The organism is Bacillus sp. lyk4-R2A-2, from assembly GCF_030209735.1.
Lineage (GTDB): Bacteria > Bacillota > Bacilli > Bacillales > Bacillaceae > Bacillus > Bacillus pumilus.
Map to the genome: position 1 here is coordinate 75,151 of NZ_JARVRK010000004.1, position 15,448 is coordinate 90,598.

General features: G+C 40.3%; 14 protein-coding genes. 5 read left to right on the forward strand and 9 right to left on the reverse strand.

Annotation, left to right across the window (positions count from 1 at the left end; all coding sequences use genetic code 11):
- Nucleotides 1-99 precede the first annotated feature (99 nt).
- Together QRN39_RS03125 and QRN39_RS03130 are read left to right on the forward strand one after the other, a co-directional pair.
- Nucleotides 100-1,188, forward strand: coding sequence for a mechanosensitive ion channel family protein (locus QRN39_RS03125; RefSeq protein WP_284906193.1), 1,089 nt, complete (start codon nt 100-102; stop codon nt 1,186-1,188).
- A gap of 29 nt (nt 1,189-1,217) precedes the next feature.
- A complete protein-coding gene (locus QRN39_RS03130) occupies nt 1,218-1,949 on the forward strand; it encodes an NAD-dependent protein deacylase (protein ID WP_373466192.1) in 732 nt (243 codons plus the stop codon).
- Between the two features lie 43 nt (nt 1,950-1,992).
- Here QRN39_RS03130 and QRN39_RS03135 read toward each other — a convergent pair whose 3' ends face one another.
- Nucleotides 1,993-2,847 carry a polysaccharide deacetylase family protein gene (locus QRN39_RS03135; protein WP_106032304.1) on the reverse strand — a complete coding sequence of 285 codons (855 nt, stop codon included), beginning with the start codon at nt 2,845-2,847 and terminating at the stop codon, nt 1,993-1,995.
- A 296-nt stretch (nt 2,848-3,143) separates the two neighbouring features.
- Here QRN39_RS03135 and dat point away from each other — a divergent pair, with 296 nt between their 5' ends.
- Complete coding sequence (dat, locus tag QRN39_RS03140) at nt 3,144-4,001, forward strand: D-amino-acid transaminase (protein ID WP_050945410.1); 858 nt, start codon at nt 3,144-3,146, stop codon at nt 3,999-4,001.
- Between the two features lie 46 nt (nt 4,002-4,047).
- Here the strand turns inward: dat and QRN39_RS03145 are convergent, their stop codons facing one another.
- Nucleotides 4,048-4,554 carry a universal stress protein gene (locus QRN39_RS03145; RefSeq protein ID WP_003210990.1) on the reverse strand — a complete coding sequence of 169 codons (507 nt, stop codon included), beginning with the start codon at nt 4,552-4,554 and terminating at the stop codon, nt 4,048-4,050.
- A 560-nt stretch (nt 4,555-5,114) separates the two neighbouring features.
- Between QRN39_RS03145 and bmrC the strand changes: the two genes are divergently transcribed.
- Together bmrC and QRN39_RS03155 are read left to right on the forward strand one after the other, a co-directional pair.
- Entirely contained in the window at nt 5,115-6,872 is a 1,758-nt protein-coding gene (gene bmrC, locus QRN39_RS03150) for a multidrug ABC transporter ATP-binding protein BmrC (RefSeq protein ID WP_050945409.1), read from the forward strand.
- Complete coding sequence (locus tag QRN39_RS03155; RefSeq protein ID WP_284906194.1) at nt 6,869-8,884, forward strand: ABC transporter ATP-binding protein; 2,016 nt, start codon at nt 6,869-6,871, stop codon at nt 8,882-8,884. The genes bmrC and QRN39_RS03155 overlap by 4 nt, the downstream gene beginning before the upstream one ends.
- 103 nt (nt 8,885-8,987) lie before the next feature.
- On the opposite strand, the gene QRN39_RS03160 is transcribed toward QRN39_RS03155, so the two are convergent.
- The 7 genes from QRN39_RS03160 to QRN39_RS03190 all read right to left on the reverse strand — a co-directional run bounded on the left by QRN39_RS03160 (nt 8,988) and on the right by QRN39_RS03190 (nt 15,252).
- Nucleotides 8,988-9,605, reverse strand: coding sequence for an NAD(P)-dependent oxidoreductase (locus QRN39_RS03160; RefSeq protein ID WP_003212493.1), 618 nt, complete (start codon nt 9,603-9,605; stop codon nt 8,988-8,990).
- A gap of 286 nt (nt 9,606-9,891) precedes the next feature.
- Nucleotides 9,892-10,095 carry an alpha/beta-type small acid-soluble spore protein gene (locus QRN39_RS03165; protein ID WP_003210761.1) on the reverse strand — a complete coding sequence of 68 codons (204 nt, stop codon included), beginning with the start codon at nt 10,093-10,095 and terminating at the stop codon, nt 9,892-9,894.
- A gap of 231 nt (nt 10,096-10,326) precedes the next feature.
- Complete coding sequence (locus tag QRN39_RS03170) at nt 10,327-11,433, reverse strand: ABC transporter ATP-binding protein (RefSeq protein WP_137054843.1); 1,107 nt, start codon at nt 11,431-11,433, stop codon at nt 10,327-10,329.
- A 139-nt stretch (nt 11,434-11,572) separates the two neighbouring features.
- Entirely contained in the window at nt 11,573-12,448 is an 876-nt protein-coding gene (locus tag QRN39_RS03175; protein ID WP_284906195.1) for a helix-turn-helix domain-containing protein, read from the reverse strand.
- Nucleotides 12,449-12,468: 20 nt separating this feature from the next.
- Entirely contained in the window at nt 12,469-12,678 is a 210-nt protein-coding gene (locus QRN39_RS03180) for a YheE family protein (protein WP_003211787.1), read from the reverse strand.
- A 155-nt stretch (nt 12,679-12,833) separates the two neighbouring features.
- Nucleotides 12,834-14,192 carry a YheC/YheD family endospore coat-associated protein gene (locus QRN39_RS03185; protein WP_106035900.1) on the reverse strand — a complete coding sequence of 453 codons (1,359 nt, stop codon included), beginning with the start codon at nt 14,190-14,192 and terminating at the stop codon, nt 12,834-12,836.
- Nucleotides 14,149-15,252: a YheC/YheD family protein gene (locus QRN39_RS03190; protein WP_050945403.1), complete on the reverse strand. Its 1,104-nt coding sequence runs from the start codon at nt 15,250-15,252 to the stop codon at nt 14,149-14,151. The genes QRN39_RS03185 and QRN39_RS03190 overlap by 44 nt, the downstream gene beginning before the upstream one ends.
- Nucleotides 15,253-15,448 lie beyond the last annotated feature (196 nt).

The window sequence follows — 15,448 nt, forward strand, 5'->3', positions numbered from 1 at the left end:
CCCGAGGCTTTTTATTTAGAGGTCAGACATTTATGAGAGGACATAAACGAAGGTTATATTATAAACTAGAGAGGATTGTTTTAAAGGAGAGAGACAAACATGATTACACAAAAATGGATGGATACATATTTTACAGTAGATGTTGCGATCCAAATCGGTATTAGCCTTTGTATTTTATTGCTTTTTTTATTGCTTCGGAAAGTATTTACGAAGTACTTATTTCATCTTCTCTTTAGGCTGACCAATCGGTCTAAAACGGAGGTCATTAACCAAATTGTTGTGGCATTCGAAAAGCCAGCCAGACTGTTTTTTGTCGCACTTGGGTTATATTTTGCGTTAAGACAGGCACCATACTTTGAGCATCATATGGATGTCATCGTCAAATTATATAGATCCTCCATTATATTGATGCTGACATGGGGGCTTTGTAATCTAACAGCAGCTTCTTCTTTCTTATTTCAAAAAGTAAATTCGAAATTTGAATTAGAAATGGATGATATTTTAGCGCCGTTTTTATCAAAGGTGCTTCGTTTCATTATTATTGCACTAAGTATTAGTGTCATTGCACAGGAATTTAATTATGATGTAAATGGACTTGTGGCAGGTCTTGGTCTAGGGGGTCTAGCCTTTGCGCTTGCTGCACAGGATACGGTGGCGAACTTTTTTGGAGGGGTCGTCATCATTACAGAGAAGCCTTTTACAATGGGCGACTTTGTGGAGACGCCAAGTGTTCTTGGGACTGTCGAGGACATTACATTTCGAAGTACAAAATTTAGAACACCTGCTGAAGCTGTCGTGACAGTTCCGAATTCTACGCTTTCAAAGGAACCAATCACGAACTGGACGAGAATGAATAAACGCCAAATTACGTTTTCCGTACGTGTATCCTACAATACACCAAAGGAAAATCTGGACCATTGTATCAAACGTCTCAAACAAACGCTTTATGAGCATGATGGGGTGCACAAGGAGACAATCATGGTGAATCTCGATGTACTGGCAGACAGTTATTTGAATTTATTTTTTAACTTTTACACAAACACGACGGCCTGGGCTGAAAACCTGAATATCAAACAGGACATTAACTACCGTATTATGGATATCTTCCATGAAGAAGGTGTAGAATTTGCCTTCCCTGGACAGACCATTTACATGAAACAAAAAGGTGAAAAACAGCTGAGTGAATAAAGGAGGAAGGATGCGTGGATCAAACAAAGGTGGCAGTGCTAAGAGAGAAATTAACGCAGGCTTCACATATAATGGTGCTTTCAGGTGCGGGGATGAGCACGGAATCAGGTATTCCCGATTTTAGATCAACGGGCGGCTTATGGACTGAAGACACCGCTCGCATGGAAGCGATGAGCCGCTCCTACTTTTTATCAAACCCTTATCAATTCTGGCCGAAATTCAAGGAATTGTTTCAGATGAAAATGAGCGGGGAGTACGAGCCGAATAGCGGGCATACCTTCTTAGCAAGCCTTGAGAAACAAGGAAAACTTGTAGAGATTTTTACCCAAAATATTGATGGCCTGCATAAAAAAGCAGGAAGCCAGCATGTATATGAACTTCACGGCTCCATTCAAACAGCTACTTGTCCATCATGCCAAGCGACATATGAATTGCCTTATTTATTACAAGAAGAAGTGCCTGTATGTCTAAAGGTTTCCTCAGACGGACGGACATGTGGGCAAGTGCTGAAAACAGATGTTGTCCTTTTTGGAGACAGGGTTAAACATTTTGATCAAGTAGAGAAATCACTTCAGCAAGCGGACCTTCTGCTCGTCATGGGAACCTCCCTAGAAGTAGTGCCAGCAAGATATATTCCAGAAGATGCCGCTCAAAATCCTTCCATCTTCAAGGTGATGATGAATTTGAGTGAAACAGAATACGATCCATTGTTTGATCTTGTCTTTCATGAGCGAATTGGCGATCTCGTGAAAGCTTTATAATTCATAAAAGACCCCGCATCCAAAAAAGGTGCAGGGTCTTTCTTTATTGTTGCAGCGGCTTCATCGTTTCATCAAGTACTTCAAATGTATAGCCCTTTGCTTTTAGCTGTGTGAGCAAACTGTTTAAGTATTTTGCTGTCGCTGGCTGATCGTGCATTAAGATGATCTTTGGTTCCTTTGGATGTTTTGTCTCTAGCACTTGCAGTTGATTCAATACTTCTGGTACATATTTTGAGCTTTTATATTTCCAGTCAAGACTGTCAATTGTCCAATCCCAGTAGATAAAGCCTTTTTGTTTTAAACGTGCTTTTTGCTGATCGGTTAAATTTGGGGCGCTGCCATAAGGTGTTCTCACAAGGTGTGTATACTCTCCTGTGACAGAAGCCAAAATGCGCTGATCTTCCTTCATCTCATTGACGGGAGAATCACTTTTTTGATAAAAGCGTTTCACATCGTGTGTGATCCCATGAAGCCCTAACTGATGACCTTCTTGATGAAGTCTTTTCACAGCGGCCGGATGTTCCTTAATCTGCGGCCCAAGCATGAAGAATGTAGCCTTTACTTGATGCGCCTTGAGCACATCTAAAAGCTGGTTTGATGTCGCTGACGGACCATCATCAAAGGTTAAAAAGATCGTTTGATCCGTTACGTGTTTGTTTGGGTTGATCTTAAAATGTGCATCTAATGTTTTCGTAGAATCATCTTTTGCTTTCAGACTTGTGCTTGTGTCTCGGAATTGACTGCTCGCAGACATTTTAGCCGGCTGGTCTGCTGCCTGCATATTGGTTTTAGATATATCCCAAATAAAAAAGAGGATCAGTGACAGAATCACTAAACCAATCGCCTTTGAGAGCAGCATCGTGTTTGAAGGTGTCTGTTTTTTCGTAACCCGTTGCATTACAATCGCTCCAATAAATCAAAAATTTTTGTCGAATCATGTAGTAGATTCTGTCTTTTTTCACTGTTTTTTGTCGTGTTTATATGGAGTAAGTATACAGGAAAAAAGAGCCTATGAATATAGAAGATGCTAAAAAATTGGAATCTTTTTGGTTATGAGTCTATCTTTGTTACAATAGAAAGTTGACCATTTATCATGATGTGAAATAATTCTGAATAATCATTGAAACATACCCATTTATCCGCTAAGATAGCATCAGATTCAACCATTAATGCGAAGCGAAGGGGAGATTCCGTATGAAAGTATTGTATAATGACGATTTCATTGAAAAAAAGGATGCTCATGTGGATATTGAAGACAGAGGCTATCAATTTGGTGACGGTGTCTATGAGGTCATCCGTGTATACAATGGGAATTTGTTTACATTAAAAGAGCATACAGAGCGTTTGTTCAAGAGTGCAAAAGAAATCGGCATTCATCTTCAAGGTGCAGTATCAGATATGGAAGAAAAGTTAAAACAGCTCGTCGCCCATAACCAATTAACAGATGGCGGTGTGTATATTCAAGTCACACGGGGCGTCGCACCTCGTAAACATCAATATGGCAATTCTCTCACTCCTCAAATCACAGCATATACGTTCCAGGTGAAAAAGCCTGTTCATGAGCAGACAGCTGGTGCAAAGGCTATATTATCTGAGGACCTTCGCTGGTTAAGATGTGATATTAAAAGCTTAAATCTTTTATATAACGTCATGGAAAAACAGAAAGCATCTGAAGCTGGTGCGTTTGAAGCCATTCTGATTAGAGACGGTTTTGTGACAGAGGGTACTTCCTCGAATGTATATGCCGTCATTGATGGCGTGATTCGCACACATCCCGCAAACAATTTTATTCTAAACGGCATTACCCGTAGAAAGCTTCTTGAAGTATGTGAAGAAGAGGGATGCAGCGTTGGAGAAACGCGTATAAGTAAAGAAGAGCTGCTGCGCGCGCAGGAAATCTTCATCAGCTCGACGACGGCTGAAGTCATTCCGATTGTTGAAATTGATGGTCAGCCAGTAGGGGAAGGCGTTCCAGGAGAGTTAACAAAGCGTGTACAGGAAGGCTTCCAGCAAAAAATTAAACAGGAAAGTGAAGCATCGATTTCTTCATAAATAAAAAGAGGCTGTAAACATTCGTTTACAGCCTTTTGTAATTCTTTTATTTTACAATAAGCACAGGTATATCTGATTTTGATGATAACTTTTCACTTACACTGCCAAAGAGCATTTTTTTCAATCTGCTTTGGTCACGTGCTCCCATGACGATGAGGTCTGCTGATATGTCTTCAGCATATTCGATAATCGCTTCCGCTGGTTCCCCCTCAACAATTTCAATCGCAGCTTCAAACTGCTCCTCATTTAAAAGCATTCTTGCTTCTGCAACGACCTCTTCTGTATGATCTTCAAAAATCAAGGGACTTTGCTGTTCATCATGAGGTACATACACAGGGGGTGTTTGAAGGTCTGCCATGCCGCCGCCGATATAAGCTCCGCCAGTCATTGGGCGCGGTGCATCAAACACCTGTCTGCTTGATTTGCCATCATGTGCATAGGCAACGGTCAGCTTGGCATTCAAGGTTTTGGCTAAAGCGATTGCCTTTTTTAATGCTTTCTTACTGTCTTCATGTCCATCAAACGCAACGACCATCCGATCAGCTTGAAACAATGTCCTCATTCCTTTCAAAAGGAGTCTTTACACTCATGGTATACCCGTTATCTGAAAAAGATACACATGAAGGTGGTGAACTTTTTGTTAGAAAATTTCATTTATTGAAAAATATTTATTGACAAAATGGTGACAGCCACTATAAGATAAAAAAAGATTCAAGAGCCAAAAGGAGGAAATGTCATGTGCAATATCATTGGAAGAATGAAATCAAACTGCATGAATGGGTTGATTCACGTGACAATTACACCTTCATTGGTCATTGAAAAGGGACTCGTATGTTCCAATTGATCGGATGAATCAAGGCGTATGTTGCGTATTTGTCAACATGCGCCTTTTTACATGACGAAAAGAGGCGTACCAGATTGCTGGTTGCCTCTTTTTTTGTTGTATTCATTTCGCATTTCGAAATAAAGGGATGGAGATCAACAAGTAAATGAAGAGGAGTGAAAGCATGTGAACATGCCAAAAACAAGACAAATGACAAAAACCAAAAAAATAATTCAAGGTGACAGCCAAGAAAATCTAGAAAGCGGCTAGCTTTAAAAGGAGAGACAAACATGTTTTCAGTATTTACAAAATTAGGCTGGTTCTTCAAACAAGAGTGGAGGCGTTATACGATCGCCATTACGCTCCTGCTCATTGTGAATGTGCTTGAAATGCTGCCGCCAAGATACCTTGGGCAGGCAGTGGATGACATTCGTTCTGGTCAATTTACAACATCTAGTATGATGTTTTATGTAGCCATTTTTTGCTTGCTAGGTGTCGTCGTCTATACACTGACATATTTTTGGATGTATCAGTTATTTGGCGGCGCAAATGTCATGGAGCGTGTAATGCGCGGGAAACTCATGCGCCACTTACTCAAGATGACACCCACCTTTTATGAAAAGAAAAAAACAGGTAACTTAATGGCATTAGGTACAAACGATTTGAATGCTGTAGCTTTAACGACAGGCTTTGGCGTTCTGACATTGGTGGATTCCACTGCTTATATGCTGATGATCTTTTTTACGATGGGTCTGACGATTAGCTGGAAATTAACTTTAATGGCGATTATCCCTATGCCGCTGATGGCGCTTTTGATTGCGTATTATGGTAGCAAGATTCATGATCGCTTTACAGTTGCTCAAGATGCATTTGGTGATATGAACGACCGCGTGCTTGAATCAGTCGCAGGCGTCCGGGTCATCCGGTCTTTTGTACAGGAGAAACAAGACGTCGAACGCTTTCGTCAAATGACTGATGATGTATTTCAAAAAAATATGAGAGTGGCGGTCATTGATTCATTGTTTGAGCCGACAGTGAAATTACTTGTCGGTGTCAGCTACTTAATAGGAATTGGCTACGGAGCCTATCTTGTATTCCAAAGTGATTTAACCATTGGTGAGCTTGTCGCTTTTAACGTCTATCTTGGGATGATGATCTGGCCAATGTTTGCGATCGGCGAGTTGATTAATATTATGCAAAGAGGAAATGCGTCGTTAGACCGGTTGAATCATACACTCAGCTACAAGCCGGATGTCACAGACGCTTCTCAGCCAAAAACGTTACAAGAGCCTGGCGATATTCAGTTTGACCGCGTGACATTTAGGTATCCAACTTCCCCTAAAGATAATTTAATTGATGTGTCCTTTACGATTCGAAAGGGGCAAACGATCGGAATTACAGGCAAAACAGGAAGCGGTAAAACGACTATCGTAAAACAGCTTCTGCGCCAGTACCCAACAGGTGATGGTCAAATCCTGCTATCAGGAGTCCCAATCCAAGAGATCGAATTGGATCAGCTATTTCAATGGATCGGATACGTACCGCAGGATCATATTCTTTTTTCTAAAAGTGTAGAAGAGAATATGCGTTTTGGTCATCGAGACGCAAAACAAAATGAATTAGCACAAGCGATCAAAGATGCTTATTTTGAAAAAGATTTACGTCTTTTGCCTGAGGGTCTCGAAACCATGGTCGGAGAAAAAGGTGTGGCGCTGTCAGGTGGACAAAAGCAGCGAATTTCCATTGCACGCGCTTTATTAATAGATCCCGACATTTTAATACTGGATGACTCGCTTTCTGCGGTAGATGCAAAAACAGAAACCGCTATTTTAGAAAATTTAAGGCAAAATCGTCATGGGAAAACGACGTTTATTACGACTCATCGTCTATCAGCTGTTGAGCATGCAGATCTTATACTTGTCATGGAAGAAGGACGCATCGTCCAAAAGGGAACTCACGAAGAGCTCATTCAGCAAGATGGGTGGTACAAAGAACAATTTCTGCGTCAACAGCTGACAAACCAGCTGGAAGGAGGGGATGAGGCATGACAACGGGAAGAAGACTCCTCGCCTACGCACTCCTTTATAAGAAAGTACTGTCTGTTGCCTTGATCTTTCTCATCATTGCAGTAGGTGCTGAACTGACAGGACCATTTATTGGGAAGAAAATGATTGATGATCATATTTTAGGTGTAGAAAAGCCATATGTCGAGGTCAATGAAAAAACAGACAAAACCGTTTATTACCAGGGAAATAACTATATACGAAGCGATCGATTAGACAGTGAGATGGAATCCGGAAAACAAATCAATGTGGTGCAAGTCGGATTCGGTTACTATTTTGTGAATGAGCCGATTCGCTTTGACGGAAACCGAAAAATATCGGGAGATCAGCTTACCATTGAAAATGGAAACGAGCGCGAGACCTATCAAGTACAGCGTTTATCGAAAGAGGAAATTTTCTCTTTTTATGAGCCGGAAATCAGTGGTTTGGTGCAGCTTGTTCTATTTTATCTAGGGCTTCTCGTTATTGCGATTTTCTTTCAATATGCGCAGCATTATCTGTTACAGCGAATAGCCAACCGAATTATTCAAAAAATGAGGGTTGATGTATTTGAGCATATTCAAACACTGCCTATCAGGTATTTTGATAATTTACCTGCTGGAAAGGTCGTAGCGAGGATCACCAATGACACAGAAACCATTCGTGATTTATATGTGACAGTCCTCGCCAATTTCGTGACGAGTGCGATTTACATGATTGGGATTTATATTGCCATGTTTTTATTAAATGTGAAGCTGGCACTCATTTGTTTAGTGGCGGTGCCGATTATTATCCTATGGTCAATGACCTACAGAAAGTTTGCATCGGTGTACAACCACCGCATTCGTTCGATCATTAGTGACATCAATGCCAAGCTAAATGAAGCCATTCAAGGGATGACCATTATTCAAGCGTTTCGTCATGAAAAAACGACGAAAGAGGAATTCGATGAGCTGAACAACAATCACTTTCAATATCAGCGAAAGATGCTTCATTTAAATTCACTTCTTTCGCATAACTTAGTTAACCTGCTTCGGAATTTAGCCTATGTGTCACTCATTTGGTATTTTGGCGGTGCGTCCTTAAGTGCGACGGGGATTGTGTCGATTGGTGTGCTCTATGCGTTTGTCGATTATTTAAATCGATTATTTCAGCCGATTACAGGCATTGTGAACCAATTCTCGAGATTGGAATTAGCACGGGTTTCCTCGGAAAGGGTTTTCCGATTATTGGATGAGCCAGGAACAACAGTGGAAGAACCCGTTCAGAAGGAAATGGAAGGACACGTTCAGTTCCAAGATGTCACCTTTGCTTATAATGAAGGGAAAAATGTATTAAAGAACATTACGTTCGAGGCCAAAAAAGGCCAGACGGTTGCACTTGTGGGGCATACTGGTTCTGGGAAAAGCTCGATCATGAACTTACTGCTGCGTTTTTATGACATTCAGCAAGGAGACATTCTCATTGATGGAGAAAGCATTTATCGCCAGTCCCGGCAAACGTTGCGGAAACAAATGGGCATTGTCCTTCAAGACCCGTATTTATTTTCCGGAACGATTGCATCCAATGTCAGCTTAGGAAATGAAGACATTAAAAGAGAAACGATTGAAGCATCATTAAAACAAGTAGGTGCAGTAGAGTTATTGAAGCATCTGCCAGAAGGATTTGATGAACCGGTCGTTGAAAAGGGAAGTACTCTTTCCTCAGGAGAACGTCAGCTCATTTCATTTGCTCGTGCACTAGCATACAATCCAGCGATCTTAATTTTAGATGAAGCCACCGCAAACATTGATACAGAAACAGAAGCGATCATTCAGCGAGCGCTTGATGTCGTCAAAGAAGGACGAACAACTTTTGTCATTGCTCACCGATTATCCACCATTAAGAAAGCCGATATGATTTTGGTTTTAGAAAAAGGGGAAATTGTCGAGCGGGGCAGTCATGATCAACTCATGCAGCAAGAAGGGCTATATGCGCAAATGTACGAACTGCAAAAAGGTGCTGTGGCAAACAGCTGATGAATCACAAAAAGAGCCTATTCATTATGAATGAGGCTCTTTTTATTTGCATAAAAAAGTCGAGAAATCGTTTTAGACCTCGATCTTTACTCGTTATGCGACATTAGTAAGCAATGCCGACGCGTTGATGTACAAATTCCTTCGAATTTAACTGCTGATATAAAAAGTGTGCGGTATCTTCAACTGAAATTTTCTTTCCATCTATAGGGAGAAAATCTTTCTCATAGCGATATGACCGTGTCACTTCTCCGTCTGGTAAATAGGTTGGACAAATAATGGTCCAATCTAAATCAGTCGATTGAAGGAGTTCAAACGCTTTGGCATGTTCCTTAGCTGCTCGGGAAGTGGTCCGCCTTGATTCATTTGTTTCAAAACGGTAAAGTTCCGGCTGCTGCCTTGCCTTTAAAATACCTGCTGTACCTATTGTAATAATTCTTGATGTATTTGATTGCTTCATGGCTTGTACGATATGTTCCATTGAAACAGATAATGTATCATCACCATCTGTCGATAGACAGCTCACAACAATATCTGCTCCTTTGATCGTCTCAAGCACATCTTCTCGATTTCTTGAATTGCCGGTGACTTGAAACATACCCGCAAGCATTTCTTCTCGGTTTGTCCGAATCAATGAACGAACGATGTAACGATCATCTACTTGAACGAAACGAAGAAATGCTTGTCCTACACGTCCATGAGCACCGAAAAGAGCTATTTTCATCTGTTCGATCCCTCCACTACATACTATAAGTGAAAAGAACCCAAAATGGTACAACTTTTATGTGATGCTTTTTTTATAAAGATGAAAGGACCGAATACTATGAGCATATTCACATAATAGAGAGATACCTACGAATTGTAGAAGTTCAAAGTTCATACCGGAAATAATGTCCATGAAGATCCGCTCCTTTCTACTCCATGATATGAGCTGGAAAGGAGATTGGTGAGGGGGAATAACAAAAAAAGAAGACACCTTAAGAGGTGCCTTCTATGATCCAGATATGAAATTAAGCTTTTGTTCCACCCATGTGTTGTTGAGCGTAAGACACAAGACGTTTTGTGATTTCTCCACCAACTGAACCGTTAGCACGAGCTGTAGTTTCTGCTCCAAGGTTAACGCCAAATTCAGAAGCGATTTCGTATTTCATTTGATCGATTGCTTGCTCTGCTCCAGGAACTAGTAATTGATTTGAACTATTAGAATTAGCCATGATGTGAATCTCCTTTTTGTATATGATTTTTTATGGTTGGGTTTGCTGGAATCGCACCAGCGAAATGATCAAGTCATTTGCCACTTGGCGAAACCCAATGCAGTAACTTCTTTGTACTAAGTATTATGGTGATTTTCGAAAAAAACATACGAGAAAAGTACATGGTAAATGTTGTTCAACATGCAAAAAAGCCATCACTCAATCATGAGTGATGGCACTGCATATATCTCTTTATTCAGCGGAACGAATGCGGAGCTCCGTATCCGAATCAAAGAAGTGGGCTTTGTTCATATCGATGGCAAGAGGTATAGATTGTCCAGCCTGAACATCGGTACGAGAATCAACACGTGCAATAAAAGACTGACCATTGAGAGAAGAGTAAAGCATCGTTTCTGCTCCCATTAATTCAGCAACTTCTACGTTGGCATCGATCTTGGTGCCCTCAGATGCTTCAATAAACACGGGTTCATCATGAAAATCTTCTGGTCTGATCCCGAGGATGATATCTTTTCCGATATAACCTTGGCTGCGTAATACCTTCATCTTTCCTTCTGGTACACGTATATGCGTTTTTCCAACTGCAATGGCACCGTCAGAGAGCTTTCCTGTAAAAAAATTCATTGCAGGAGAGCCAATGAATCCACCTACAAATACATTCTCTGGATTTTCATATACATCCTTCGGCGCTCCAACCTGCTGAATAAAGCCATCTTTCATTACAACAAGACGAGTAGCCATTGTCATAGCTTCAGTCTGGTCATGTGTGACATAGATAAATGTCGTTTGCAGACGCTGATGAAGCTTAGATATTTCAGCACGCATTTGAACGCGGAGTTTTGCATCTAAATTAGAAAGCGGCTCATCCAAAAGAAAGACCTTTGCATCACGCACAATTGCTCTCCCAAGTGCAACACGCTGTCTTTGACCTCCAGACAGTGCTTTTGGTTTCCTGTCTAAATATTGCTCAAGGCCTAATATTTTAGCGGCATTTCGAACCCGCTCATCAATTTCTGCTTTCGGGAACTTCCGTAGCTTTAATCCAAAAGCCATATTATCGTATACATTCATGTGAGGGTATAATGCATAGTTTTGGAAAACCATTGCGATATCCCGGTCTTTTGGTGCTACATCATTCATCCGTTTTCCGTCTAAAAGAAAATCCCCTTGTGAAATCTCTTCAAGTCCTGCAATCATGCGAAGGGTTGTTGATTTTCCGCACCCAGATGGACCAACAAACACAACAAATTCTTTATCTTCTATATGTAGATTAAAGTTGTCTACTGCTGTTACCTTGTTATCATACACTTTATAAATTTGATTGAGCATCATTTCAGCCATAGATGATAACCTCCCCATTTACTTATTGAAAGCGCTTTACTTGTAAATAAAGTGTATAAAATGGGGAAGCGTCTGTAAATGGACAACGTGCACAACATCTCATTTTCATTTTTGGGCAGGGTGCTCATGTCACTGAATGTTATGAAAGGTCGAGAAGATTCATCATAAAATAGACGGCAGATGCTTCTGGAAAATGTCGTATATCAATTCCTGTTCGCTCAATAAATTTATCAATTCGATATTGAAGGCTGTTTCTGTGAACATATAAAGCTTTTGCTGCCTTAGATGCATTTAAGTTACATTGCATATAAGTCATGAGGGTACGGTAAACGTCCCGATCAAGGACCGCCTCTTTAAAAGCATCTGAAATAGCATGAGAGAGGGCGGATTCATCATAACGTAAGAGTGAGGGTAGGCATTGATAAATTGTGCAAATCCCTGACCTAGGCTTAGCTCGCTGCATATGGCCCAAGACAAGCTGCTGTTCTTTTAACAATTTCTTCTGTAAATGTTCATTTGGCAAATGGAGCTGTCCTTGTAAAAAGACTGAGTCTGTTAAAAAGTCACTTGTAATGGCTAGAGACAAATCATATAGCAGCTCTAATTGACTATTTTCTGATGTAGCGTTTGTTTGAATCAGCATCGCTGTATGAGCGCCTGTCCAAATGAAATAGGTTTTTTCGAGGCTGTGGACCACAGCCTCTTTTATTTGCTGCCTTTGTTCTGCTTGATGTGACATTTTAAAATAATATACACGGACGGGGTGCTGAACAGTTAGTGGTTTGTTATCAAAAAGATAGCTGTACCATTTTTGTTCATCCTCAGTCTGCTTTGTGTGAGAAAGATCAATTGGTGTAAGGAAAGTATTGAGAAGAAGTGTTTCTCTAGCTGTAAGCTTTGATTTGTCTACTCCAAATAATTCGCCTTCGTCTGTTTGGTACCAAAGAATTTGATGATCATCTGTAGGGGAGCTGATGATATGCTCTCCGTAAACAAGCTTTAATTTTTCTAACATGGCGAAGCTCCTTAAACAGTTTAATCATAGACATGGAATAGCATTAATTCGTGGATTTCTTCTTTTAATGTTGGTTCGACTTCATGGGGCGGAAGCTGAGAGCCCCATTCAATATCACCTGTTTTGTGGTAGATGCCTTCGTAGTGCGCACCATTGTGAAAAAAGGATATTTTCCAGCCTGGCAATTGTGCTTTTTTAAAGAGAGGTTTCCATTGAAAATGAGAAATCATATCATTATTGCCTCCTTGCTTTTATTGATGAAACAATAAATAAACACGACAATACGGAAACAACCTTGAACTTGATTTTATTGTATCTCATCTGATGAAAAGAGCATAGGAAAAGCATAGATTTCATAGCACCCTCACTTTAAAACGAAAAACATTCAGTAGACGTTTGTATGGTCTGTAGTTGTTGAGGTCGTTTGTGAAAGGTAAGATGCGTAATCCATGATTCTTTTGCCGATCAGCCTTTCTGAGTTTCGCAATGAGACGTGCTGGAAAACCTCGCGGCCAGGACGAGAATTGGCTTCAAACATCCAGATAGCTCCTGTCTGATCAATACCTAAATCAAAACCGATTTCACCAATATGACCGGACATTTTTTCATCAATTACCTGACTAAGCGTGATGGCCGTATAAGAAAGCTGCTCTAAGATTTTGAAACGCTTCTTCTTTTCTGGAAAAACATCATAAAGTGTTCTCACCGAGCCACCATGTGAATGGTGAGTCGTGACGGTGTGATTGCCAGAAATTTTTGCTGCTGCTGCTGTGACTGTCCAATGACCGTACTTATTTTTATTGGTATGGACTCTGAAATCCATTGGTTGATTGTCTATTTGAAGAAGCGCAATGCCTTGTTGAGCCATAAAGTCTTGAACTGCGTGATCTTTCCGGAGATTGGTCACGAAATCCTCTAATGAGTCATATGGAACAGCTCTTCCTTGATTTGAGCATACAATGATTCCATGAGCCTTCTTGTTTAATTGATAAATATCGTCGCCGTGACTGCCGTTTGACGGTTTTAAGTAAATGACCTGATGTAGATGGAGGAGTGTTTCTATTTTATTTAGAGCGTCCACCGGGTCCAATTGTATGGAATGTGGAAGAAAAGGACATGTTTTTTCATCTGTTAACAGTTGTTCATGAATATCCCATTTGTTAAAAAAATGAGGGTTGAACCAAGGAATATCATAGTCTTGAGTGAGTTTGCGTTTTGTTTCTTGAATGAATGCTGACTGAGCAGCCTTTCTACTTGGAAGACGGTCGTAAATGACTGAAGGCAGGGGCATCTGTTTTTTAACCCATGTTTGCTGTTGGTACAACAATCCTTCTACCATTCCTTTATCCCAATCAATAGAATGAGTACCAAAAAGATAGGCAAAACCGGCATGTTGTTTGAAAGAGCGCAGCAGTTTGATAAAAAAGTCTGATCTCGTTCCGAGTGGCTGCGTGCTTTGCTCAAAACCTGCGGTGAAAATACCAAGCAGTGGCCCTAAAAACAGGGTATGATCAATGGCGATCACATCAGCTTTTGATTGATAAGGAATTAGTAAATCTCTATATAGATCTTCTGATAACAAAATTTTCTTCGGATGTTGATGATAGGAAACGGTGAAGTCATCTATTAAACGGGAACCTAAAGCAAGAGAATAGATCGCCTCCTGTTGTTTAAAACGGACGGGAAGATGAATTGTTTTTTCACTTGTGGGATGAGGAGCGATGATGCAGCGATTTTTGTTCATAAGATACCTCCTTCGGTTGTGACTTCATCGATTGGGCATGTGCAAGAATGGTACGAATCAAATGATTTTCCTTGTCAGGATAAGCTTTTAAAAAAGCGGATCGCCCTGGTTTTGATCTTATATTTGATATGAAAAGCCTGCCTTCACTTGTATGGAGTAAGTCTACAGCGAATTCAAAGCAAGGGGAAAGGGTTTTATCTATATATGCTGGCAGAGATGCTTGAATGGATGCAATATCATCTAAAAGAAGTTCTTTGATGTGCGGCTGCAAGGTGTTTAGATAGTGATCAAAGCCTATCATGGCTGCTGATTTTTGTGTAATGCTTAAATGACTATTTTCTGTAGGTGATTTTGTGTGAATTCCTATGCGATTCCACTGATTTTGTGAATCTTTCATCAGGAAAATCCTTATTTCATTGAATAAAAAGTCTTTTTCATCACTCGTCTGAAAAAATTGAAGGAAATATCGGCCTACATATTTTTTACACCAGCGCTCTATATCTGATGGACGCGAAAATGTGATGACTTGCTCGGGACTTAGCTGAACAGTGAAAGTGTTGTCTTTTAAGAAAATGAAGTAAGTAGATGCTGCATGGTGTTGAGAGAGCGGCTGCATTTTACAATAACCGTCTTTCCTTAACATGCTGAGAAGGTCTGATGTCTTTTTTAATAATGAGCAGACAGGTAAATATGGCTGTAAAGCAGGGAGAAGGCGGAGCTGCTCGAATAGCATCATTTTATTTGAAATACCTGTATTCAAAAAATCTGTTTTCGGATACTTTTTCAGCCAATCCATGATTGGTTTTGCTTTTTTAGATTGTGCGTCATGCTTGTAAAGGCATCGATCGTAAATCAAGTCAGGAATCTCAAATTCTGCTGCGACGAATCCATGACCATTCGTATATGTTTGACCTTGTATCAAATTTGAAGCCGGCTTTAAATCAAGTGGTGTAAAACGGACAACCTTTAAACCATAAGCAGGGGCAGCTTTGGCTAGCCCACGTGTGAATGCCTCTTCATACTTCGGTGAAAGGGTCACAATACCTAATGTTGATGTCATTAAAAAACACCTTCTTTTCAACTTCTTTTTTTACCAGCAGAAAAACACTTTTTCATGATTTTACATAAAGATTGCGCTCCTTTATCATTACGACAGATCGATTGATCATATGTCTAGCAGCATGCTTCATTTGCTTGGGAACTTGACAACAACTATAATACGTATAGGTTAAAACAATAAACATCGGGTGTTATTT

Coding starts and splice junctions, on each gene's coding strand:
- QRN39_RS03125 (WP_284906193.1), top strand. CDS start 100: ATGATTACACAAAAATGGATGGATACATATTTTACAGTAGATGTTGCG.
- QRN39_RS03135 (WP_106032304.1), bottom strand. CDS start 2,847: ATGCAACGGGTTACGAAAAAACAGACACCTTCAAACACGATGCTGCTC.
- dat (WP_050945410.1), top strand. CDS start 3,144: ATGAAAGTATTGTATAATGACGATTTCATTGAAAAAAAGGATGCTCAT.
- bmrC (WP_050945409.1), top strand. CDS start 5,115: ATGTTTTCAGTATTTACAAAATTAGGCTGGTTCTTCAAACAAGAGTGG.
- QRN39_RS03155 (WP_284906194.1), top strand. CDS start 6,869: ATGACAACGGGAAGAAGACTCCTCGCCTACGCACTCCTTTATAAGAAA.
- QRN39_RS03160 (WP_003212493.1), bottom strand. CDS start 9,605: ATGAAAATAGCTCTTTTCGGTGCTCATGGACGTGTAGGACAAGCATTT.
- QRN39_RS03165 (WP_003210761.1), bottom strand. CDS start 10,095: ATGGCTAATTCTAATAGTTCAAATCAATTACTAGTTCCTGGAGCAGAG.
- QRN39_RS03170 (WP_137054843.1), bottom strand. CDS start 11,433: ATGGCTGAAATGATGCTCAATCAAATTTATAAAGTGTATGATAACAAG.
- QRN39_RS03175 (WP_284906195.1), bottom strand. CDS start 12,448: ATGTTAGAAAAATTAAAGCTTGTTTACGGAGAGCATATCATCAGCTCC.
- QRN39_RS03180 (WP_003211787.1), bottom strand. CDS start 12,678: ATGATTTCTCATTTTCAATGGAAACCTCTCTTTAAAAAAGCACAATTG.
- QRN39_RS03185 (WP_106035900.1), bottom strand. CDS start 14,192: ATGAACAAAAATCGCTGCATCATCGCTCCTCATCCCACAAGTGAAAAA.
- QRN39_RS03190 (WP_050945403.1), bottom strand. CDS start 15,252: ATGACATCAACATTAGGTATTGTGACCCTTTCACCGAAGTATGAAGAG.